The organism is Alteromonas sp. CH_MED4-4 (genome assembly GCF_037029575.1).
GTDB classification, from domain to species: Bacteria; Pseudomonadota; Gammaproteobacteria; order Enterobacterales; family Alteromonadaceae; genus Alteromonas; species Alteromonas macleodii.
Genome location: NZ_JAYMEU010000036.1, coordinates 1 through 21,558, shown reverse-complemented (window position 1 = coordinate 21,558; position 21,558 = coordinate 1). Strand labels below are relative to the sequence as shown.

General features: G+C 44.8%; 22 protein-coding genes. 6 read left to right on the top strand and 16 right to left on the bottom strand.

The window, feature by feature from the left end:
* Positions 1-49 precede the first annotated feature (49 nt).
* Entirely contained in the window at positions 50-637 is a 588-nt protein-coding gene (locus tag WA381_RS18630; protein WP_014947986.1) for a hypothetical protein, read from the bottom strand.
* 258 nt (positions 638-895) lie between these two features.
* A complete protein-coding gene (locus WA381_RS18625; protein ID WP_069943601.1) occupies positions 896-1,747 on the bottom strand; it encodes a hypothetical protein in 852 nt (283 codons plus the stop codon).
* A 210-nt stretch (positions 1,748-1,957) separates the two neighbouring features.
* Between WA381_RS18625 and WA381_RS18620 the strand changes: the two genes are divergently transcribed.
* The gene (locus WA381_RS18620; protein ID WP_156085814.1) at positions 1,958-3,775 is read left to right on the top strand and encodes a cation:proton antiporter; all 1,818 of its coding nucleotides are present in this window, start codon (positions 1,958-1,960) and stop codon (positions 3,773-3,775) included.
* A 294-nt stretch (positions 3,776-4,069) separates the two neighbouring features.
* Here WA381_RS18620 and WA381_RS18615 read toward each other — a convergent pair whose 3' ends face one another.
* On the bottom strand, positions 4,070-5,380 hold the full coding sequence (locus WA381_RS18615; protein WP_156085813.1) for a 3-deoxy-D-manno-octulosonic acid transferase: 1,311 nt from the start codon (positions 5,378-5,380) through the stop codon (positions 4,070-4,072).
* Between the two features lie 397 nt (positions 5,381-5,777).
* Here WA381_RS18615 and WA381_RS18610 point away from each other — a divergent pair, with 397 nt between their 5' ends.
* The gene (locus WA381_RS18610; protein WP_156085812.1) at positions 5,778-6,887 is read left to right on the top strand and encodes a glycosyltransferase family 4 protein; all 1,110 of its coding nucleotides are present in this window, start codon (positions 5,778-5,780) and stop codon (positions 6,885-6,887) included.
* A gap of 84 nt (positions 6,888-6,971) precedes the next feature.
* Here the strand turns inward: WA381_RS18610 and rpsQ are convergent, their stop codons facing one another.
* Genes rpsQ through rpsJ form a run of 11 tightly spaced genes read right to left on the bottom strand, consistent with a single transcriptional unit; the run spans position 6,972 to position 11,909 of the window.
* On the bottom strand, positions 6,972-7,229 hold the full coding sequence (gene rpsQ, locus WA381_RS18605) for a 30S ribosomal protein S17 (protein ID WP_014975444.1): 258 nt from the start codon (positions 7,227-7,229) through the stop codon (positions 6,972-6,974).
* Positions 7,229-7,420 carry a 50S ribosomal protein L29 gene (rpmC, locus tag WA381_RS18600; protein WP_014947980.1) on the bottom strand — a complete coding sequence of 64 codons (192 nt, stop codon included), beginning with the start codon at positions 7,418-7,420 and terminating at the stop codon, positions 7,229-7,231. Before rpmC ends, rpsQ begins: the two co-directional genes overlap by 1 nt.
* Complete coding sequence (rplP, locus tag WA381_RS18595) at positions 7,420-7,830, bottom strand: 50S ribosomal protein L16 (RefSeq protein ID WP_014947979.1); 411 nt, start codon at positions 7,828-7,830, stop codon at positions 7,420-7,422. The genes rpmC and rplP overlap by 1 nt, the downstream gene beginning before the upstream one ends.
* A gap of 2 nt (positions 7,831-7,832) precedes the next feature.
* Entirely contained in the window at positions 7,833-8,537 is a 705-nt protein-coding gene (gene rpsC, locus WA381_RS18590) for a 30S ribosomal protein S3 (protein WP_014947978.1), read from the bottom strand.
* Between the two features lie 9 nt (positions 8,538-8,546).
* A complete protein-coding gene (gene rplV, locus WA381_RS18585; protein ID WP_014947977.1) occupies positions 8,547-8,879 on the bottom strand; it encodes a 50S ribosomal protein L22 in 333 nt (110 codons plus the stop codon).
* Between the two features lie 11 nt (positions 8,880-8,890).
* Positions 8,891-9,166 carry a 30S ribosomal protein S19 gene (rpsS, locus tag WA381_RS18580; RefSeq protein WP_012516961.1) on the bottom strand — a complete coding sequence of 92 codons (276 nt, stop codon included), beginning with the start codon at positions 9,164-9,166 and terminating at the stop codon, positions 8,891-8,893.
* Between the two features lie 15 nt (positions 9,167-9,181).
* On the bottom strand, positions 9,182-10,006 hold the full coding sequence (gene rplB / locus WA381_RS18575; RefSeq protein ID WP_014947976.1) for a 50S ribosomal protein L2: 825 nt from the start codon (positions 10,004-10,006) through the stop codon (positions 9,182-9,184).
* Positions 10,007-10,020: 14 nt separating this feature from the next.
* Positions 10,021-10,320 (bottom strand): 50S ribosomal protein L23, encoded by a 300-nt coding sequence (gene rplW, locus WA381_RS18570; RefSeq protein WP_012516959.1) that lies wholly within the window; start codon positions 10,318-10,320, stop codon positions 10,021-10,023.
* The gene (gene rplD / locus WA381_RS18565) at positions 10,317-10,922 is read right to left on the bottom strand and encodes a 50S ribosomal protein L4 (protein ID WP_012516958.1); all 606 of its coding nucleotides are present in this window, start codon (positions 10,920-10,922) and stop codon (positions 10,317-10,319) included. Before rplD ends, rplW begins: the two co-directional genes overlap by 4 nt.
* Positions 10,923-10,940: 18 nt before the next feature.
* The gene (rplC, locus tag WA381_RS18560; protein WP_014947975.1) at positions 10,941-11,579 is read right to left on the bottom strand and encodes a 50S ribosomal protein L3; all 639 of its coding nucleotides are present in this window, start codon (positions 11,577-11,579) and stop codon (positions 10,941-10,943) included.
* Between the two features lie 18 nt (positions 11,580-11,597).
* Positions 11,598-11,909 carry a 30S ribosomal protein S10 gene (gene rpsJ / locus WA381_RS18555; protein WP_010179497.1) on the bottom strand — a complete coding sequence of 104 codons (312 nt, stop codon included), beginning with the start codon at positions 11,907-11,909 and terminating at the stop codon, positions 11,598-11,600.
* 388 nt (positions 11,910-12,297) lie between these two features.
* On the opposite strand from rpsJ, the gene WA381_RS18550 reads away from it, so the two are divergent.
* Together WA381_RS18550 and WA381_RS18545 are read left to right on the top strand one after the other, a co-directional pair.
* The gene (locus WA381_RS18550) at positions 12,298-14,556 is read left to right on the top strand and encodes a GspE/PulE family protein (protein WP_014947974.1); all 2,259 of its coding nucleotides are present in this window, start codon (positions 12,298-12,300) and stop codon (positions 14,554-14,556) included.
* A 109-nt stretch (positions 14,557-14,665) separates the two neighbouring features.
* Positions 14,666-15,160 carry a sel1 repeat family protein gene (locus WA381_RS18545; protein WP_014947973.1) on the top strand — a complete coding sequence of 165 codons (495 nt, stop codon included), beginning with the start codon at positions 14,666-14,668 and terminating at the stop codon, positions 15,158-15,160.
* A gap of 61 nt (positions 15,161-15,221) precedes the next feature.
* Here WA381_RS18545 and acnA read toward each other — a convergent pair whose 3' ends face one another.
* Positions 15,222-17,939 carry an aconitate hydratase AcnA gene (gene acnA / locus WA381_RS18540; protein ID WP_156085811.1) on the bottom strand — a complete coding sequence of 906 codons (2,718 nt, stop codon included), beginning with the start codon at positions 17,937-17,939 and terminating at the stop codon, positions 15,222-15,224.
* 488 nt (positions 17,940-18,427) lie between these two features.
* Here acnA and WA381_RS18535 point away from each other — a divergent pair, with 488 nt between their 5' ends.
* A complete protein-coding gene (locus WA381_RS18535) occupies positions 18,428-18,889 on the top strand; it encodes a cupin domain-containing protein (RefSeq protein ID WP_039225136.1) in 462 nt (153 codons plus the stop codon).
* A gap of 178 nt (positions 18,890-19,067) precedes the next feature.
* On the top strand, positions 19,068-19,814 hold the full coding sequence (gene gpmA / locus WA381_RS18530; RefSeq protein ID WP_014947970.1) for a 2,3-diphosphoglycerate-dependent phosphoglycerate mutase: 747 nt from the start codon (positions 19,068-19,070) through the stop codon (positions 19,812-19,814).
* A 66-nt stretch (positions 19,815-19,880) separates the two neighbouring features.
* Here the strand turns inward: gpmA and WA381_RS18525 are convergent, their stop codons facing one another.
* On the bottom strand, positions 19,881-20,882 hold the full coding sequence (locus WA381_RS18525) for a branched-chain amino acid aminotransferase (RefSeq protein WP_014947969.1): 1,002 nt from the start codon (positions 20,880-20,882) through the stop codon (positions 19,881-19,883).
* Between the last annotated feature and the right edge of the window lie 676 nt (positions 20,883-21,558).

Below are 21,558 nucleotides of genomic sequence, written 5' to 3'. Positions count from 1 at the left end.
CCTTATGAATGGCAAAGCGGTGAGATAACACAACCTTATGCGCCACCATTTAGAAAGTGATGGCGTATTCTACTTTTACTTGATTGTCACGGCTGGAACGCCATGGCAATTGCATTGATGCTCCTTCACTTTCCCACGACTCTCTCATAGCTCCAACAGTAAGAAGGTGCTTGTCTTCCTTGAATGGAATTTCTACGTAAAGGCCTGCTGATGTACTGGTAGGCAGACGAATTGTATCGGCAACCGGAATGCTCATCTCATGACGGGGGCGTACTTTATGGCTTAACCCCAACCGATAATCACCTCTATCCCACCAGCTAACCACTTCAAATTCGTGGCTTCTGACACGCTGAGACATAACACCGTAGTCAAGCAACCCTTTGTTGTAATGGACAATGGCTTCAACGTTAAACATTGGCGCCAGTTTTTGGCTAAATGCAAGTTGATACTGCTTTTGTTTGCAGCCTTTGAACTTAATTTTATTCTTAGTGAGAGTTAGGGAAAACGTATCGTCACTGTCTGAATATTTGTTGAGCCATTCTTGTGCCTTTTCGACCACAGAGGCATTAGCTGCACCCGCCAATAAAAAACATGGACAAAAGCACATTGCTAAAAAGGACTGGTTTAAACGTCTCATTTTTCGCTGCCTCTCAAATTGTGGTTGGCTACAACTTATTCGATCACAATTTCAGTATAGACAGGAAAGTAGGCAGTTGGGTATTAGCCATTTTACTAACATCGACTAAAAGATAACTTTAAAAGAACAGCTGCTGACAATGAAAGAGCGCTTATTCACAACCGTGAATAAGCTTGGGGGGATTGGCTGCCAGACTTCAATCAGCTCGCTTTTTTATAGCGTTGCTCGTTACGGCGTTACCTGTTTTGGCGCTACTTGTTATGGCATCACTCTGGCGCTAGACAACGATGCTTCGCGCCCTTCCGTAGCTTCTTCGCTGAACCAATATGTGCCGCTATTATCCACGCATATGCCTTCAACTTGTTTATATTGCTCAAGCGGCCATACATCAAGAAGGGCAAAGTCGCTTGATACTTGAGCCATGAAAGTAGCAAAGTTTCCAAATGGATCTGATTTGTAGCCGGTGATAACAAACCTATTTTGGTGCTGATCGAAGTCTACCCCAGTTACCACGCCCGGCAGTCCATCAATGGACGCAAACGTACTAATGGTTTGCTCAGCTTCGTCTTCGTTCACTTTATAGATATGGGTTATACCAGTTTTCCAACTTTTAGAAAAAAGAAGCAGGTCATCGCCATGCTTAACCATCGCCTCTGAGTCAAAATCATGTGCATAAGGAATGTTATTCGAAGCGTCATTACCCTCGTATTTCAATGTAATAGAGGTGATGTCATTCACATTTGAGCGGTTTACTTTATGTATTTCGACCTGCTCTCTTTTGCCTTTATTGTTTCCCACATCCGCAATGTAAAACGATGAAGCGTCAGCGGTTATTGCTTCCCAGTCTTTATTGGTGAGCGGTAAGCGCGTTCGTTCAATAATTTCACCCTGGTAATTTATACGATAAATGATGGGAGCATTACCTGAGTCATTTAATGAGTACATGCCGTCCGTTTCGCAAAATAGACCCGATGTTTCTGAAAGTTCTTCCGGCAACTCAACGATATTTTTTATTTGTAACTGTGCAGAAGGGATGGGATATTGAACTGCGCATGCCGATGCTAGTACAAGCGATGCTGATAAAGCCGCGAATTTAAAGTGAGTGTTCAATGAAAGGCTCCGAAAAGAACGATAAGTGACGAATAATATCAAACCTACCCACTCTCTAACATGCATTTTAGTGCGCTAAATAAGGTCTATTGGTCTAAACTTTTAGCCCAAGCGTATATCGCTATAAACTTAGGTTGGCCTAAAGTCTCTGTATGACAAATGTTTAGGCTGATATACCATGGAATAATATCAACACGTTAAGGACTCACTTTGTCAGACCCGCTTCTTTCACTCGTTGCAGTTGGATTGCTGTCAATTACCTGCCAATACTTAGCCTATAAGGTTAGGCTCCCTGCTATTTTACCGTTGTTAATTGTCGGTATTGTGGTTGGCCCTGTTTTTGGCGTGCTCAACGCGGACGACTTATTCGGTGATTTGCTGTTTCCTGTCGTTTCTCTCTCTGTTGCCATTATTCTTTTTGAAGGGTCACTGACGCTGAAGTTCAGCGACATCGCGGGTCATGGGAACATGGTTCGAAACCTTTGCTCTGTGGGCGTGGTTGTAACCTGGCTTGTCGCAGCCACTGCAGCGCACTACAGTCTTGATCTTACTTGGCAGCTATCCTTCCTATTCGGAGCCATTGTTACCGTAACAGGCCCCACGGTTATAGTGCCCATGCTCAGAACCGTGCGACCGAAAACGAATTTGGCCAATATCTTACGCTGGGAAGGGATTGTCATAGACCCTATCGGCGCTCTGCTCGCCGTACTGGTTTTCGAGTTTATCGTTGCATCGCAAGAAACCGCCATTACCCATACGCTGATAGCGTTTGGCAAAACCATTGGAATTGGCTCCGTACTTGGTCTCGCTTCTGGCTATCTGCTTGGCCTGTCTATTCGCAAAGACTGGATACCGCACTATTTGCTTAACACCGCAGTGTTAACCGTTATTCTGGGTGTGTTTGCAGCGTCTAATTATGTTGCGCACGAGTCTGGCCTTTTGGCCGTTACCATATCTGGTATGGTACTGGCTAATATGAAGGACGTAGACGTAGAAGACATTCTTGAATTTAAAGAAACCCTCAGTGTTTTACTTATTTCAGGCTTATTTATTCTGCTTGCAACGCGTTTGAACTTACAATCGGTAGTGGATGTAGGTTGGGGCTCCGTTGTAGTGCTTGCCGCCATTATGTTTGTGGCTCGACCTTTGTCCGTATTGGCGTCTTCCGTCGGTACCGGACTCAAGTTAAACGAATTAGCCTTGCTAAGCTGGATTGCACCTCGCGGTATTGTTGCAGCGGCGGTATCAGCCCTTTTCTCTTTAAAGCTTGAAGAAATTGGCTATGAAGGCGCGGGTATTATCGTTCCTATTGTCTTTATGGTGATTATTGCAACAGTGGTAGTACAGAGCCTTACTTCACGCACTGTTGCGTCGCTACTTAAGGTGAGAGCGCCTGCGCCAACTGGCTATCTGATTTTCGGTGGCAGTAAATTCAACCGCGCCTTAGCGACGGAAATGATAAATCAAAAGCTAGACGTTACCATTGCAGATACTAACTGGGACGCAATAAGAGAAGCGCGTATGAAGGATATCCCAGTATATTTTGGCAACCCAATGTCTGACCATGCAGCGCGACATCTTGATCTGAATACATTCGGTACCGTGCTGATTATGTCGCCTTATAAACAGCTTAACCCACTTATTGCTTATCACTTTGAATACACGATGGGCAAAGACAAAGTATGGGCGCTGACAAATAACGAACAATCTACGCGACCAAGTCACCAAGTTAGCGAACAATACGCGAAAAAACTTACTCTGTTCGATGAAGGCGTTACTTATGGGTATTTAGCATCGGCCATTGCCCGTGACTCAATGGTGAAAACCACCCGTTTATCTGAAGAGTTTACTTACGAGCAGTACATTAAACAGTATGGTGAGCGCGCTACACCTCTCATTGCGATCAACGCTGAAGGTAAGAGCTATACTTTTATCAACGGTAACAGTATTCAGCCTAAAGCAGGATGGCGTCTGATTAGCTTGATTGAACCAGAACGAAAAGAAGAAAAAGTAGAAGTGCAAAAGTAAGAAAACCTCCTGCCCACCGGCAGGAGGTCTCTCCCTGGAAAACGCGCAACGCAGTGCCCTTTTTAAAAGGTGCATATTTATTTGGATTTTACTGTTGTTACGCTGTCGCACACTTTATAGCAAGCAGCGAACCAACTTTGACAATCCTTGTATAATCAAATAGATAGCTAAAAACCAAGTCCCTATTCATTATCTTTTAGCTGTCACAGCGCCTAATTTGGTGCATCAGACGCACAAATGCGGGGTTCCTTTTTTGTTCAATAACAACGAGTTGCTGTTTTTGACTGACGGCATTTAACGAATACTGCGATGTATACACGCTAAAGTAGAATCTAACGCGCCGCTGTTATCCTGTAGTACCTTTTTACCGGCCATTCCCGCTTTTTCAGCTTTACTGGGTGATTCAAGCCATTCTTGTACCGTTGAAGAAACGCGAGAAGCATCTTCTACAATGCTTAATGCGCCACATTCTTTTAAATAGTCGCAGATAACAGGGTTATTATAGGTGTGAGGCCCCATCATTATTGGCAACGAGAATGCTGCCGGCTCAAGGGCATTATGGCCGCCTCTATCGGCAATAGAGCCGCCAACAAAGGCAAATGTTGCTACCGCATAAGCATGATTTAACTTACCCATTTCATCCAACAGGATAACGTTCACATCGTCTGGAACGTTATCCACCTCTGAACTTTTGACGAAGTTCAAATTATGCCTTTCAAGTAATTTTGCTACGGCTTCAAAACGCTCTGGATGGCGAGGGACGATAATCACCCGTAGTTGGGGGTTCTCGTCCCATAAAACCTTTGCAGATTCAACGATAACGCTCTCTTCAGGTTCGTGCGTGCTGCCTGCAACTAGTATTGGCCTTTCACCCTTAGCTAACCCAAGAAAATGTGCAGAAGAGCTCGCTGTCTTTGCGGCTTGATCAAACTTAATATTATTCGTGAGGGTTAGCTTATCTTGCGCAACACCAAGCCAAGCATAATTATCATAGTCTCTCTGCCCTTGAGCACATACGTGAGACAGCTTAGCCAACATAGGGTTAAATAGCTGTCCGATTTTTTTATAACGTTTGGCCGATCGCTCAGTCATGCGAGCATTTATTACCATAACGGGAATATTGCGCTTCCAGCACACGTGAATAAGGTTTGGCCATAGTTCAACTTCTGTAATCATTACTGCTTTGGGCTTAATGCGTTTCAGCATTGAAGACATAGTCAGCGACAAATCATAAGGCAGATAGAAATGGTGAACGGTGTCTTTGAATATATCTCGAACGCGAGCAGAGCCTGTAGACGTGGTTGTAGTAACGGTTATTTGCGCGTCTGGCTCGTGTTGCATTATTCGCTTTATTACGCATGAAGCAGCCACGACTTCCCCCACTGAAACACAGTGAAACAAATAGCCATTCTGCTTGAGCGGCTTTGGGACTATACCAAAACGCTCAAATCTCCCTCGATGCGAGTCATCGCTTGCTTTCGTGGCTTTTATCAATAAATGAATAAATGCGAAGGGAATGGCAATCGCCAATACAAGCGAATATCCCCACCGGCAGAGCGTTTCAAGTAGAGTAGGTTTATAGCCACGTGTATTGGCAACAACCATAAATACATCCTTTTTGATACAGATACTTCGACGGCACGACTACAAGTGATCGACTATCGATGTTGAATTATGCTTTTCAAATACGGTGTGCTGGGCACTGCGAAACACCCACTCCCAGCGATAAGCAGGTAATTCTAGCTATCTAGTGCCGCAGTTCCCGATAGATTCTTTCGACATTGTAGTGGCTAAATAGCCCGCGTCTAGGGCAAAGCGACCCTATACGTAAGTAAATAGTGTATATGAGAAAGGCAATAATATATTGATCACTCGCTTTATGCGTATAGCGATGTTTAAACAGCAAGATATAACCACAACCATATAAGAAAAGCCGCAAAAAAACGGTCTTAAATAAAAAAGCAGCGTATACAGAATATTAAATAAATTTTAAGGAAGGCATTTGAGTATACGCGTCCTTCACATGGAACTTGGCATACATCTTCACGGTGGCGCCGAACAAGTTGCATACCTCATCAATGCGTTAGAGCACCATGATGATATATCACTTCACTTGGTTTGCGCTGAAGACAGTGAGATTCGTCATACGGCTTTTGGGTATTGTGAAACGCATACCATTAAGTATGCCGGTGAGTCAGACTTCCTATGTGTAAAGCGTTTACTGGAAGTCGTAAATGGGGTTAACCCAGATATTATTCATGTGCACAGCGAACGGGGTTCGGATGTATGGGGTGCCATGCTGGCCAAAATTTCAGGTGTGCCTACGGTTTGCACAAGGCGAATAGATAACCCCGAAACTCACTTTTCATTTTATAAGTACAAACAGTTCGATGCAGTTATCAGCGTATCTGAAGGTGTGAGGAAAGTGGTTTCACTACATTGTGAAGGCGTAGAACATCAGCGCGTTATATATCCAGCAGTAGACTTAACAGAGTATTCCCAACGCAAAGATAGCGGTTGGCTGCGACGTACATTCTCTATTCCTGAAGACCATATCGTCATTGCAAACTTCGCTCAGTACATATCTCAAAAAGGGCAAGCGGATATCATTTTGGCTATGCACGATGTATTGAACAAGCATGAAAATGTAACCTGTTTATTGTTTGGCGAGGGAAATCTAAAAGAGAGCTATCAATCACTTATAGAACGCCACAAGCTAGACGAGCATGTGAAGCTTTGCGGTTTTACTAAAGAGGTAGCTAAAATACTCCCTAATGTAGATATTCTAGTTCATCCTTCCTATTCAGAGGGTTTAGGCGATATTTTACTTCAGGCAGGTGCTAATAAATGTGCAGTGTTATCTAGTCCTGTGGGGGGAATACCCGAAGTTATCAAGCATAAGGAGACAGGTGTAATGGTAGCGCCGGGAGATATTGACGGAATTGGGGAGAGCTTAATTAGTCTAATTGAAGCCCCTGATGAAAGAGCACAATATGGAGAGGCTTTGTATAAGCTTGTCACAAGTAAATTTGGTATAGAAAGGATGTCCAATGCCTACGCTGATTTATACAAGACGCTAGTCTTCAGCGGCGCTGATAATGAACACGCTTAAACCTAGGTAGCACGTATAAGAAACTGCAGATACAAAAAAGCCGCTCGAGAGCGGCTTTTTTAAGACTTTGAAAAAAGTTAGCGATTAAACGCCAGCTTTCTCAACAACGTCAACTAGCATCCAAGATTTGCTCTTAGATAGTGGGCGACATTCACGTACTGTTACTACGTCACCTTTATTGCATACGTTGTTTTCGTCGTGGGCGTGAAGCTTAGTAGAGCGCTTGATGAACTTCCCGTAGATTGGGTGCTTAACAAAACGTTCAACTACAACAGTGATAGACTTATCCATCTTGTTGCTAACCACACGACCTTGTACTGTACGAATTTTTTGCTCAGTCATTACGCATCAGCCTTTTGAGTCAGAATGGTTTTAACACGCGCGATGTTACGACGTACTTTTCTCAACTGATCAGTTTTTTCAAGCTGACCTGTTGTGTGCTGCATGCGTAGGTTGAACTGTTCGCGTAGCAGGTTAATCAACTCTGCGTTCAGCTCTTCTACGCTCTTTTCTTTCAGTTCAGTCGCTTTCATTACATCACCGTCCGAGTTACAAAGGTTGTTTTAAATGGCAGTTTAGCCGCTGCCAATTCAAACGCTTCGCGTGCAAGATTTTCAGGAACACCTTCCATCTCATATAGCACACGACCAGGCTGAATTTGGCATACCCAGTACTCAACGTTACCTTTACCTTTACCTTGACGCACTTCTAGAGGCTTCTCAGTAATTGGCTTGTCAGGGAAAACTCGAATCCAAATTTTACCTTGACGCTTAACGTGACGAGTCATAGCACGACGCGCTGCTTCGATTTGGCGCGCAGTCATTCGACCACGACCAACTGCTTTAAGGCCGTAAGTACCAAAGGCAACAGTATTACCCGCTGCTAAGCCGCGGTTGCGGCCTTTGTGCATCTTACGGAACTTCATGCGTTTTGGTTGTAACATGATTAGCCCTCTCGCTTAGCGTTGCGGCCTTTCTTCTTAGGTTGAGCAGCTGGTGCTTGCTCTTGAGTTGTAGGTAGACCACCTAGAACTTCACCTTTGAAGATCCATACTTTAACGCCGATGATACCGTAAGTAGTTGACGCTTCAGAGGTTGCGTAATCGATATCCGCACGGAAAGTGTGCAGAGGAACGCGACCTTCACGGTACCATTCAGAACGTGCAATCTCTGCTCCGCCCAAACGGCCGCTAACTTCAACTTTGATACCTTTCGCGCCTAGACGCATTGCGTTTTGTACTGCGCGCTTCATAGCACGACGGAACATAACACGACGCTCTAGCTGGCTAGAGATGCTGTCAGCTACTAGCTGGCCATCTAGCTCTGGCTTACGTACTTCAGCGATGTTGATCTGAGCTGGCACGCCGGCTAGCTTAGATACGTAGTTACGCAACTTCTCTACGTCTTCACCTTTCTTACCGATTACAACGCCTGGACGAGCAGTGTGAATAGTCACACGGATGCTCTTAGCAGGACGCTCGATCACGATTTTAGAAAGTGAAGCGTTCTTTAGTTGCTTAGTCAGATACTGACGTACCTGATGATCGTTATACAGGTTGTCTGCATAGTCTGCAGTATTAGCGTACCAGGTAGAAGTCCATGGTTTGCTGATACCCAGGCGTATACCTGTAGGATGTACCTTCTGTCCCATTATCTACTCCTAGTTATCCGCTACAACCACAGTGATGTGACTGCTGCGCTTGAAGATACGATCAGCACGGCCTTTAGCACGTGGCTTGATACGTTTCATAGTTGGACCTTCGTCAACGAAAACTTTAGACACGCGTAATTCGTCGATGTCTGCGCCTTCGTTGTGCTCTGCGTTAGCAATCGCAGATTCCAATACTTTCTTTACTAGCGCTGCGCTTTTCTTCGGGCTGTACGCAAGAAGCTCTAGAGCTTTCTCAACGTGCATTCCGCGAATTTGATCCGCAACCAAGCGTGCCTTTTGAGCCGACGTGCGGGCAAAACGGTGTTTAGCTAATGCTTCCATCTTCCTACCCCTTAACGTTTAGCTTTCTTATCCGCGACATGGCCGCGGTAAGTACGCGTTGGCGCAAATTCGCCCAACTTGTGGCCGACCATTTCGTCACTAATAATGACAGGTACATGTTGGCGACCGTTATGGACCGCAATGGTCAACCCAATCATATCTGGGATGATCATAGAACGACGAGACCAAGTTTTGATTGGTTTACGTTCGTTCTTTTCCACTGCAGCCTCTACCTTCTTCAGCAAGTGAAGGTCAATAAAAGGACCTTTCTTGAGAGAACGTGGCATGGTGAATCCTCGCTATTACTTGTTTCGACGACGTACGATAAGCTTATCAGTACGCTTGTTGCTTCGGGTTTTCTTACCTTTGGTAGGAACACCCCAAGGAGTTACTGGGTGACGACCGCCTGATGTACGACCTTCACCACCACCGTGTGGGTGATCAACCGGGTTCATGGCAACACCACGAACGGTAGGACGAACACCACGCCAGCGTGTAGCACCAGCTTTACCTAGTGAACGAAGCATGTGCTCTGCATTGCCAACTTCACCGATAGTGGCGCGGCAATCAGATAGAACTTTACGCATTTCGCCAGAGCGTAGACGTAGGGTAACGTAGTTTCCGTCACGTGCTAGGATCTGAGCATAAGCACCAGCAGAACGTGCGATTTGCGCACCTTTGCCAGGCTTCATTTCAATTGCGTGTACAACAGTACCTACAGGGATGTTACGCATAGGTAGAGTGTTACCAGACTTGATCGGAGCGTCCGAACCAGACTGGATTGCATCACCTGCTTGCATACCCTTAGGAGCCAGAATGTAACGACGTTCACCGTCTGCGTACAATACTAGTGCAATGTTTGCAGAACGGTTTGGATCGTATTCTAAACGCTCAACTTTAGCTGGAATGCCGTCTTTGTTGCGTTTAAAGTCGATTACACGGTAGTGTTGCTTATGACCACCACCAATGTGACGAGTGGTAATACGACCATTGTTGTTACGACCGCCAGATTTGCTGTTCTTTTCAAGCAAAGGTGCGTACGGTGCACCTTTGTGCAGGTCAGGATTTACGACCTGAACAACGTGACGACGACCGGCAGAAGTTGGCTTAGCTTTCAATAATGGCATTTCTAATCCCCTTCTTACTCAGCACCACCGACAAAGTCGATGTCCTGACCTTCTTTAAGAACCACGTAGGCCTTTTTCCAGTCGCTGCGCTTACCGAAAGACATGCCGTGACGCTTGGTTTTACCCTTAACGTTCACAGTACGAACACCTTCAACTTCAACTTCAAACAGTTTTTCAACTGCAGCTTTGATTTCGGCTTTGTTCGCGTCTTTAGCTACTTTAAATACAACTGTGTTGTTCGCTTCAGCAGCCATTGTAGACTTTTCTGAAACGTGAGGTGCTACTAGCACCTTCAGTAGACGTTCTTCTTTCATGCTAACGCCTCCTCAAGTTGTTTAACCGCATCAGCAGTCATTAGCACTTTTTCAAATGCAATCAAGCTCACTGGGTCGATGCCTGCTACGTCACGTACGTCAACTTTGTACAAGTTGCGCGCCGCTAGGAACAAGTTCTCATCAACTTCAGGAGTAACGATTAGAACGTCATTTAGTTCATATTCGTTAAGTGCAGAAATAAGAGCTTTAGTCTTAGGTGCGTCAACACCGAACTTCTCTACAACAACCAAACGGTCTTGACGGATTAGTTCAGACAGGATGCTCTTGATCGCACCGCGATACATTTTCTTGTTAACTTTTTGGTCAAAGTCACGAGGCTTTGCTGCGAAAGCACGGCCACCGCCAACCCAAATTGGGCTACGGATTGTACCAGCACGAGCACGGCCAGTACCTTTTTGACGCCATGGCTTCTTACCGCCACCACGAACTTCAGCGCGAGTTTTCTGCGCTTTTGTACCCTGACGAGCACCTGCACCGTAAGCTACAACTACCTGGTGTACCAGGGCTTCGTTGAATTCACGTCCAAAGGTCGCTTCGGATACTTCAAGAGCGCTTTGCGCGTCTTTCAATGTTAATTCCATCAGTTCACTCCCCAGACGTTACGCTTTAACAGCTGGCTTTACGATTACATCGTTGCCAGTTGCGCCAGGTACGGCACCTTTAACTAGGATAAGGCCGTTCTCTACGTCAACACGTACAACTTCCAAAGACTGAGTAGTCACTTGCTTGTTACCAAGCTGACCAGCCATTTTCTTGCCTTTGAATACTTTACCTGGTGATTGGTTTTGACCAATTGAACCAGGAGCACGGTGTGACAAAGAGTTACCGTGTGTCATACGCTGAGAACTGAAGTTCCAGCGCTTGATAGCACCTTGGAAACCTTTACCTTTTGATGTACCAGTTACATCAATTTTCTTAGTGTCGTTAAAGATTTCAACAGTGATTTCACTGCCTACTTCAATATCGGCACCTTCGTTTTCTTCTAGGCGGAATTCTACTAGAGTGCGTCCAGCTTCAACACCAGCTTTAGCAAAGTGACCTGCTTCAGCTTTGTTGATGCGGTTAGCTTTCTTAGTTCCAGCAGTAACCTGAAGAGCGCGATAACCGTCAGTTTCCTCAGTACGAAGCTGAGTAACGCGGTTTGGGGTCGCTTCAATAACAGTCACAGGGATAGACGTACCATCTTCAGTGAAGATGCGAGTCATACCCACTTTACGACCGACTAGACCAATCGCCATTGTTATAACCCTCTCTTATTAGCCCAGGCTGATTTGAACATCAACGCCAGCAGCCAAGTCCAAACGCATCAACGCGTCAACTGTTTTATCAGTTGGCTCGATGATGTCTACCAAACGCTTGTGAGTACGGATTTCATATTGATCACGCGCGTCTTTGTTAACGTGCGGAGAAATCAGAACTGTATAGCGTTCTTTGCGAGTAGGTAGAGGAATAGGACCACTTACCTGAGCACCAGTGCGTTTCGCAGTTTCAACGATTTCAGCCGTAGACTGATCGATCAACTTGTGATCAAACGCTTTCAAACGAATGCGAATTCTTTGATTTGGCATCGATTAAGCTCCAATCGAAAGAACAAAAAAATTCACCCTTTCTCTTCCATTTATTCCGGAAAGAAAGGATGTGCGTAAACCGATGGTTCCCAATCGGAACCCTGTTCTTTTTTCTAGCACGCCAGCAACAGGCTAATCAGTGATGATGAATCCGTTACTTCGGCGACCACCCTAAAAGCAGTGAGGTCGCGGCTAAAAATTACGTGCCCTAATTGGGCAGTGGGCGCGAATTATACAGAAAGGCAGAAGCAATGCAAGAGGCAGTTTGCTTTTTATACACATATTTTTACGCTATACCAGTGTATGTAACTGTCTATAAGTAGTATTGTTGCTTTCGTGGTATAGGTATATCTTGTTACCCTAGCTTAACAGGCACTTGTAACGCCAAATGCATAAAGGACTAGGCGCCAACATTATTAGTAGTGAGAATATGGAAGTAGTGAATAACCAGCAAACTTTTGCACAAATAAAACGCATTCTAAATAACCACTCCACGTTACTGGATGCATATGGTTTATTAGAGCCAATTATCCTCGGTTTGTTTGATGCCCAGCGTATGAGTATTTTTCAACGTCGACGTCAGCATCAAGATTTGGTCGCGAGATTTAAAACGGGTAAAGAGACGCTGGAAATAAAAGTGCCAATTAGCCCAATGTCGATTGCTGGTTATGTTGCCCTATCACAAAAGGCTGTGGTTATTGACGACCCGTATAATCCTGCACTACTTCAAAGCATTCACCCTCGCCTGCGCTTCGCCGACAAGTTCGACAAAGACAATGACTTTAAAACCCAGAACATTTTATGCGTACCTATAATGAATGCGGGCGTGTTGATGGGTGTTATCCAAATCATCAACAAAGTCAGTGGTGGTTTTACTGAAGAAGATTTAAAGCTAGGCAATGCCCTTGCACTTATTCTTGGCGACAAGTTCAGATTTGAATTAGGTGGCACAAACAACCCTTTCGATCTACTAGTCCACAAAAGCTTATTAGACGAAGCTACATTAAACGATATTCAAAGTTCTACTCCAGACATTCGCGCTCTTATACAGCGTCTTGTATCGGAACACCGCATCTCTGAAGAAGAAATTGGCAACTCGCTTTCTATTCACTATCAGGTGCCTTTTATTCCTTATTTACCTGATAAGTATCACAGGTTCGAAAATGAAAGCCGTCTGAATGTTTCTTATTTAAAAAGAAACTATGTGGCTGTCATTGCCGATGCCCATGACAAGCCCATAGTATTGATGGCTGAACCTAATAATGCGGCGCTACTTATGGAAATAGAGAGCGCCATGGGTATTGATAGCTACGAGATAGCTGTCAGCCTACCAAGCTTAATTCTTCAATACCTGGGTGAAAATAGCGGTGGCGGTGGCCCCGGCGAGATGAGTGATATTCTCGACGAGATTGGTACATCAACTGAAGATAACGACGACCAGGTCGATGAACTTTCTGACGACGCCCCTGCTGTGGTGCGCTTAGTAAGCCGTATTCTGCACGATGCAAAAAGACTCAACGCGTCAGATATTCATATAGACCCAGAGAAAAATGCGCCCACTCGTGTACGTATGCGCGTGGACGGTGTGTGCCGCGACATGAACCAAGTGCCTAATTCGCACCACAGTGCGGTTATTGCACGCATAAAGATAATGTCGAATTTGAACATTGCCGAAAAACGCGTACCTCAGGATGGCAAACTCGCGTTTAGAATGAATGGTCAACTTGTTGAAGTTCGTGTTGCCACCATTCCTACGGTTGCCGGTGAAGGTGTGGTTATGCGTATTCTGGCATCTGGCGGTGCGATGCCTATTGATAAGATGAACTTGGCACCGAACAACCGTGCGCGTTTAGAAGAAATGATTAAGAAGCCTCACGGCATTCTTCTCGTTGTTGGGCCAACGGGTTCAGGTAAAACCACCACGCTTCACGCTATATTGGGATATTTAAACACGCCTGAAAAGAAGATTTGGACCGCTGAGGACCCGGTGGAAATCACGCAACCCGGCCTACAACAGGTACAAGTAAGCCCCAAGATTGGCTTCAACTTTGCTGCTGCCCTGCGCGCATTCTTACGTGCTGACCCTGACATTATTCTTATTGGTGAGATGCGTGATAAAGAAACCGCGCATGCAGGTATTGAAGCCTCGTTAACCGGTCACTTAGTACTGTCTACACTGCATACTAACTCAGCCCCTGAAACGATTACCCGTTTACTTGACTTGGGTCTCGACCCTGTGAACTTCTCCGATGCCTGCGTGGGTATACTGGCTCAACGTCTTATTCGAACGCTATGTAGTAACTGCAAAGAAAAGTACATCGCCACTGAAACCGATATGGCCTTTATTGAGCGCCAGTATGGTCATGCGCACATGGCGGAGCTGAATATTCAGACGCCACTAGAGCTTTACCGCGCTAAAGGCTGTGAAGAATGTGGAAACACGGGTTACAAAGGTAGAACAGGGGTACATGAACTACTAGGTATGACGCCAGAGCTTCGGTCAATGGTGTACAAAGAAGCCAGCGTCGCCGATATGAAGTCTCAGGCTGCTGCTGATGGCATGCGCACCCTCGTTCAAGACGCAATTTTCAAAGTTTTGAAAGGCGATACTGACCTAGCACAAGTCCAAATTATTGGTGGAGATTAATCACTCTACTCTTAAAATTTTTAGTAACATAAAACAAATACTGTACTTTTAGACGGTTCACTATGAGTGTGAATTGCGTTATAAATTTATCAAAAAGAAGGGATACTACATGAAAAATCTATTAGCAATAGCTGCCGTTTTATCTTCAGTTGTACTTTCAGCCCCTACGCTGGCTCAGTCGCATACTAAGAATCATATTTGGAAATCCGAATATTTATCTACTTTAGAATTGGGCTTGCACGCCCTGAAGGCAGAGAAGTATGAAAAAGCACTGGAGAAGCTGACTGCTTCTGCAAAAATGGGAAATAAAGAAGGCCAATATTACCTCGCGCAAATGTATTTCCAAGGATGGGGGACGCCCGTTAATTATGAAGAAGGCTGGCTCTGGTTGAATGTTGCAATGGAACAAAAAACCGCTGAATGGAACCGTTCTTACCGACAGATAAAGAATGCTTTACCTGAAGACTACATCAATGCTTTAGAGCCTTATGTAGAAGAATATATCTCTCTTTACGGTGCACAAGCCCAAGATTTGAGATGTGAGACACGCGCTGCCATCGGCTCGAATATTAAAGAAGTAATCTGCGAAAAACGCTATTACTAACATCACATGGCATAGCGACTTCTCACTACAGAGAAGTCGCTAACCATTACCCTTAAACGTGCTATTTCTTCAAGTATTCTCTTATCACGTAATGCAGAATGCCGCCGTTTTCAAAGTAAGTGAACTCGTTTGATGTATCAATTCTGATATCCATCGTAAACGTTGTTGTTTTTCCTTCATCCGACACGGCTTTAACTTCAACCTCAGTCTGCCCACGTTCAACAGCGTTAATAGAAAAAGACTCATTGCCTTTAAGCTCCAAAGAACTCGCGCTATCACCTGACTTAAATTGAAGTGGCAAAATCCCCATTCCAATCAGGTTAGAGCGGTGAATTCTCTCGTAGCTCTCGGCTAATACTGCTTTCACCCCCATCAAAGAAGGGCCTTTAGCAGCCCAATCTCGACTCGAGCCAGTACCGTACTCTTTTCCACCAATAACAATGGCTGGTACGCCATCATCTTTGTAACGCATAGCAGCATGGAAAATAGACATACCATCGCCACTTGGGAAGTGTGTGGTAGCACTGCCTCTTGTGCCGGGTGCTAATTGGTTTTGAAGACGCACGTTAGCAAACGTACCTCTCATCATAACCTCGTGGTTACCACGACGCGATCCATAAGAGTTAAAGTCTTTAGGCTCAACCCCTTGGGCCTGCAGGTACTCTCCGGCTGGGCTATCTTCTGCGATGGCGCCGGCTGGAGAAATATGGTCGGTAGTAATCGAATCGCCCACCTTAACCAAGCATCGTGCGTTTTCAATTGCAGTTAGAGCCTCTGGCTCTTTACCCATTACTTCAAAGAAAGGTGGATGCTTAATGTAGGTTGATTCTGGCCAGTCGTAGACCGATGTTTTACTCACCTGCAGCTCATTCCATTCACCGCTTCCTTTAAATACATCTGCATACTTTTCTTTAAACAAATCACCGGTGACGTTTTCCGCTATGTATTGCTGAATTTCGTCTTCGGTAGGCCAGATGTCTTTTAGATATACCGGAGAACCATCACTCGCCTGCCCCAACGGCTCTTCAGTGATATCTACATTCATGTTCCCAGCCAACGCGTATGCAACAACCAGTGGTGGTGATGCAAGGTAGTTTGCAGCCACATCAGGATGGATACGCCCTTCAAAGTTGCGGTTACCAGATAAAACTGAGGTAACCGTAAGTTTCGCTTTTCTAATGGCGTCGGTAATGGCATCAGGTAGCGGTCCAGAGTTACCAATACACGTAGTACAGCCGTAGCCAACCAAGTTAAAGCCTAGTGCTTCAAGTGGGTCCATAAGACCTGCATCTTCTAGATACTGAGTAACAACCTGAGAACCAGGTGCTAATGAAGTCTTAACCCACGGCTTACGAGTTAGCCCTTTTTCTGCTGCTTTCTTCGCAAGCAAGCCTGCGCCAACGAGTACAGATGGATTTGACGTATTAGTACAGCTGGTGATAGCAGCTATTACAATAGCGCCATCTTCAAGGTTGAACTTGCTTCCTCTGAACTCCACGAACGAGTCGTGTTCTTCGTCCACCTCGTCTGTTGTACCTAACCCCGCTTCCGCGATGAGATCGGTTTCTTCATCAAGCACTTTCACGTCAATTTGCGAACGATGCCACTCTCTAAATGCCTCTGCTGCATTATCGAGGGCAATTCTATCTTGAGGACGCTTAGGTCCAGCAAGTGAAGGAACCACTTCATCTAAGTTAAGTTCAAGGGTCTCATGATACTGGGCATCTTTTGAGTGGTCGTCGTGCCATAAGTGGCTGAACTTTGCATATTCCTCAACAAGGGCAATTTGATCTTCGTCTCGGCCGGTGAGTCGCAGGTAATCTAGCGCAACATCATCAATAGGGAAGATACCGCAAGTAGCACCATATTCGGGCGCCATGTTTGCGATGGTGGCACGGTCTGCCGTAGTAAGATGCTTAAGACCCGGTCCATAGAATTCTACAAATTTTCCAACAACGCCATGTTCACGTAGTTGTTGTGTGATAGTTAGCACCATGTCGGTGGCAGTTACGCCAGCAGGTAACTTACCTGAAAGCCTGAAGCCAACCACTTTTGGTAATAACATTGTTACTGGTTGACCCAGCATCGCCGCTTCTGCTTCAATGCCTCCCACACCCCAGCCAAGTACGCCAAGGCCATTAATCATAGTGGTATGCGAATCTGTCCCTACTAGGGTATCTGGGTAAACCAACGTTTCCCCATCCTGTTCCTTAGTAAAGGCGCAACGAGCAAGATACTCTAGGTTAACCTGATGCACGATACCGCGACCAGGGGGAACCACTTTGAAATTGTCAAAGCTAGACTGACCCCATTTTAGAAATTGATAACGCTCTCTATTTCGCTGAATTTCAATGTCGGTATTCTTTTCAAGCGCATCGTCTTCAGCAAAATGATCTACCATTACTGAGTGGTCAATAACCAACTCTACTGGATTGAGGGGATTAATCGCCTGAGCGTCGCCACCTAAACGATTAACCGCATCGCGCATGGCTGCTAAATCAACAATAGCAGGCACACCCGTAAAATCTTGGAGGATGACGCGTGCGGGAACAAAAGACACTTCGTGATCAACGTGATTATCTGTGTCCCACTTTGCTACTTGCTCAATATCGTTGCTGTTAACAAACTCTTGGTCTTCATGACGAATCAGGTTTTCCAAAAGAATTTTGATACAAAACGGAAGCCTGTCGAGCGCATATTTACTGCCTATACCGTCAAAATTAACCGCCTTGAAGTTTTTGCCGTTTACTTCAAGCTGCGAAAAAGACTTATATGTCATACGCTCACCATCCTTCTTTGCCTGTTCGTGAATATTGTGTACGTTTCAATTTTGCCAACGCAAGAAACGAGCAACGTGTTTTTCGTCGCCTTATTTTCCAATTTGTACGGCCTAAACATGAAAAAAAGTTCACCTACTATTAGTAATGGCATCGCTTTTTTAGCTATTTCTCATTATTGGTTTAAACAGATGGATTATGAAGAAGCGCTATAACAGCTGGAAAAAGCTGACTAGGGCAGATAGCGCTTATTGGTAAGTAAGCTTGGCACACTTTATATTGAGGCTAATTGGTAAGAAAACTTCGCGTATGCACAGAGTACTTGATGATTAATATGGTTTACAAATATGCAACATTTCTGTTTTCTTATAACGCACCAAACGGTATGCTTAAAAGAAGGTTAAACATTAAATGTCTTAATACATGCTTAGGAAAGCTTTGAGATATACAAGCATAAGTAGTAAGCAATAACAATAATAACGAAGTTATCATGACACACCCGCTAGTTAAGAAGTACAACCTTGCACCTCACCCCGAGGGAGGTTTCTATCGTCAAGTTTTCCGTTCTGAAAACGAAACTAAATCGTTTGTGCACAATGCTAGTCGTCCCGCGCTTACTCATATTTATTTTCTTCTACTAAAGGGACAAGTAAGTCGTTTTCATCGCGTGTTACATGATGAAGTGTGGAATCACTACGAAGGGGCTCCACTACAACTGTTTCAACTTGAAAAACAACAGTTGTGGGAACGTCGCATTGGTGGGCAAAGCACGGACTATGTTGAAGTTGTTAAAGCAGGGAATTTTCAGGCAGCCGCAACGATGGGTGATTACTCACTTGTTGGTTGTACAGTAGCACCTGGCTTCGACTTCGAAGACTTTAGCTTTATTGAAGAGCCATCAATGAAAGAGTGGATAAAAGTTGCTCATCCAGACCTTACCCGTTTTATATAATATATTCCCAAGTTATAGTGATAAACACACGTCTTACCTGCGATTTTGTACCAGCATAAACTGGATTTTTAAGCGCCAATCAAGGATGATAACAGCAGATTTTTAAATATACGTCTGAACGTCCAATTTCTGGAATTATCTCAGACTATTTCACTCTAACGCCGCAGGTAACCCAACTATGTATAAATTGGTACTTATTCGTCATGGAGAAAGTCAGTGGAACTTGGAAAACCGTTTCACAGGCTGGCACGACGTTGACTTGACCGACACTGGTGTAGCACAAGCAAAGACCGCAGGTCAGCTTCTTAAAGATGCTGGATTTACATTTGATCAGGCTTATACGTCTGTACTTCTTCGCGCAATTAAAACACTTAATATTGCACTTGAAGAGATGGGTCAGCACTACCTTCCAGTTGAGCGTCACTGGCGTCTGAACGAGCGTCACTACGGTGCGTTAACAGGTCTAGACAAAGCAGAGACTGCCGCTAAGCATGGTGAAGAACAGGTTAAAATCTGGCGTCGTAGCTTCGACATCCCACCTCCGGCCGTTGAAGATGATAGCGAGCACTTCCCAGGTCACGATCCGCGTTACAACAATGTAGATGCTGACATCTTGCCACGTGGTGAAAGTCTAAAACTAACTATCGAACGTGTACTACCATACTGGCACGACGTTATTCGTCCAGACATCCAAGCAGGCAAGCGCGTAATTATTGCTGCGCACGGCAACAGTCTTCGTGCTCTTGTTAAGTACCTTGATGGTATGTCAGACGAAGAAGTGTTGGGTCTAAACATTCCTACAGGTGTACCGCTAGTATACGAACTAGATGAAAACCTTAAACCAATCTCTAAAGAATATCTTGGCGATGCTGACGCTATCAAAGCAATGATGGATGCAGTCGCTAAGCAAGGCAAAGCGAAGTAATCGAGTGCCTTTTTAGATACGAAAAAGCCTGCGTTCGCAGGCTTTTTTAATGGGTGTCTGATTAGACTAGTTTGGCACTTTCACCAACCAATTGTGAGTGTCTTCAGCCTTACCCCATTGGATATCATTTAACGCTTGTCTTAGCTTCATCGTTACTGGGCCAGCTTCTCCGTTACCCACCTGATACTCTTTATCATTGTGAATAAAAGTACCTACCGGCGTAAGTACAGCCGCTGTACCAGACAGTGCTGCTTCAGTGTTCGGTTTGGCTGAACGCTCTAGTAGTTCGTCTACAGTAATATCACGCTCGCTCACTTTCATGCCGTGGTCTTTGGCAATTTGAAGAATCGTTGCTCGGGTCACACCGTGTAGGAAGCTAGAATCTAACCCTTTGGTAATGATTTCATCACCATCGATAAGCAGGAAGTTAGCAGCTCCGGTTTCTTGTACATCGCCATTAGGGCAAAACAGAATTTGATCAGCCTGAACTTCTGCACGCGCTTTAAGAATAGGAGGCAACGCACTGGCGTAGTTACCACCGCTTTTTACCATTCCCATGTGCGGCGCACAGCGCATGCCTGTTTCGTCAAGCAACAAGCGAAGTGGCTTCAAACCGCCAGCAAAGTAATCACCAACCGGCGATAACAGGACGTATAGCATAGAACTTGCTGATGGCGCTGCCGCTTTACCGATAGACGCTTCTGTGCCGATATGCGTAGGGCGGATATACATAGAACCTGGAGGCTCTGGAACCTCAGAGGCATATTTTGCAACAATATCGATGATCATCTTTTCGACTTGCGCTTTGTCTATTTCAGGCAAGTTAAGTAGACGGCTACTTTGAGCAAAGCGCTCAATATTCTTATCCATTCTAAAAATGTTGATGCTGCCATCTTCGTGCTTAAATGCTTTCAATCCTTCAAAGCATGTACTTGAGTAATGAAGCACGTGTGCACCAGGGTGCAGCTGAATACTATCTGCACTGACAAATTCGGTGTCAGTCCACTTATCGTTGACAAAGGTAGCAAGTGCCATTTGTGGCATGAATACTGTACCGAATACGGCCATTAGTTTGTCCTATTTACTTCGACTAGAAAAATACTCGACAGAGTTTACCAAAAAACGCTCACTTTGCTAAAAGTAAGTCAGATCTATTAAGGCTTTTATCGAATAAGAATGTCTACAAATACTGACAACACAAAAATAATGGGGTCAGAGTACATTTTTACTTATCTAACAAATGGGGTCAGAGTACTTTTCAAGCTCATAAGAAGTTAAGACTTTAATTACACCGCCCTTGTTTTACATCTTTAATACCTTTGCCTAAGCTGGCGAACTATAGAATTTTAGCTCACCTTCAAACTCGTAATTACACACACTACTGGCATAAAGAAACGAGCGATCTCTATATCCCAGAAAAATAGGGTCAGAGTACATTTTTTTGATTTATCAGTACTGGACGAAAAATGTATGACTACGCTACGGTATTTAGCGTAATAAAGTACTCTGACCCCTTTATTTTGAATCGATGTGTTGTACCGTCTGTGAAATCAAACGTCACACTAAAAAGCTGAGAAAGAGAACTACGGAGATCGTTGAAATCTTAATATTGGGGTTTTGCTGAGGGAATGGGGATTAATGTACTCTGACCCCATTTTTTCTTTCTTCCAATCGAGTAGGAGGGAGTTTTACAACTCCCGTCCTCTCACACCACCGGGCATACGGTTCCGTACCACGGCGGTTC

Bases quoted from the DNA above. Each gene is read 5' to 3' on its own strand.
- WA381_RS18525 (WP_014947969.1), bottom strand. From the start codon at position 20,882: ATGGCCGTATTCGGTACAGTATTCATGCCACAAATGGCACTTGCTACC.
- WA381_RS18630 (WP_014947986.1), bottom strand. From the start codon at position 637: ATGAGACGTTTAAACCAGTCCTTTTTAGCAATGTGCTTTTGTCCATGT.
- WA381_RS18535 (WP_039225136.1), top strand. From the start codon at position 18,428: ATGACACACCCGCTAGTTAAGAAGTACAACCTTGCACCTCACCCCGAG.
- rplC (WP_014947975.1), bottom strand. From the start codon at position 11,579: ATGGCGATTGGTCTAGTCGGTCGTAAAGTGGGTATGACTCGCATCTTC.
- rplV (WP_014947977.1), bottom strand. From the start codon at position 8,879: ATGGAAGCATTAGCTAAACACCGTTTTGCCCGCACGTCGGCTCAAAAG.
- rpsC (WP_014947978.1), bottom strand. From the start codon at position 8,537: ATGGGACAGAAGGTACATCCTACAGGTATACGCCTGGGTATCAGCAAA.
- WA381_RS18545 (WP_014947973.1), top strand. From the start codon at position 14,666: ATGAAAAATCTATTAGCAATAGCTGCCGTTTTATCTTCAGTTGTACTT.
- rplW (WP_012516959.1), bottom strand. From the start codon at position 10,320: ATGAAAGAAGAACGTCTACTGAAGGTGCTAGTAGCACCTCACGTTTCA.
- rplP (WP_014947979.1), bottom strand. From the start codon at position 7,830: ATGTTACAACCAAAACGCATGAAGTTCCGTAAGATGCACAAAGGCCGC.
- WA381_RS18550 (WP_014947974.1), top strand. From the start codon at position 12,298: ATGCATAAAGGACTAGGCGCCAACATTATTAGTAGTGAGAATATGGAA.
- rpsS (WP_012516961.1), bottom strand. From the start codon at position 9,166: ATGCCACGTTCTCTCAAGAAAGGTCCTTTTATTGACCTTCACTTGCTG.
- gpmA (WP_014947970.1), top strand. From the start codon at position 19,068: ATGTATAAATTGGTACTTATTCGTCATGGAGAAAGTCAGTGGAACTTG.
- rpsJ (WP_010179497.1), bottom strand. From the start codon at position 11,909: ATGCCAAATCAAAGAATTCGCATTCGTTTGAAAGCGTTTGATCACAAG.
- WA381_RS18615 (WP_156085813.1), bottom strand. From the start codon at position 5,380: ATGGTTGTTGCCAATACACGTGGCTATAAACCTACTCTACTTGAAACG.
- rpmC (WP_014947980.1), bottom strand. From the start codon at position 7,420: ATGAAAGCGACTGAACTGAAAGAAAAGAGCGTAGAAGAGCTGAACGCA.
- rplD (WP_012516958.1), bottom strand. From the start codon at position 10,922: ATGGAATTAACATTGAAAGACGCGCAAAGCGCTCTTGAAGTATCCGAA.
- rpsQ (WP_014975444.1), bottom strand. From the start codon at position 7,229: ATGACTGAGCAAAAAATTCGTACAGTACAAGGTCGTGTGGTTAGCAAC.
- rplB (WP_014947976.1), bottom strand. From the start codon at position 10,006: ATGCCATTATTGAAAGCTAAGCCAACTTCTGCCGGTCGTCGTCACGTT.
- acnA (WP_156085811.1), bottom strand. From the start codon at position 17,939: ATGACATATAAGTCTTTTTCGCAGCTTGAAGTAAACGGCAAAAACTTC.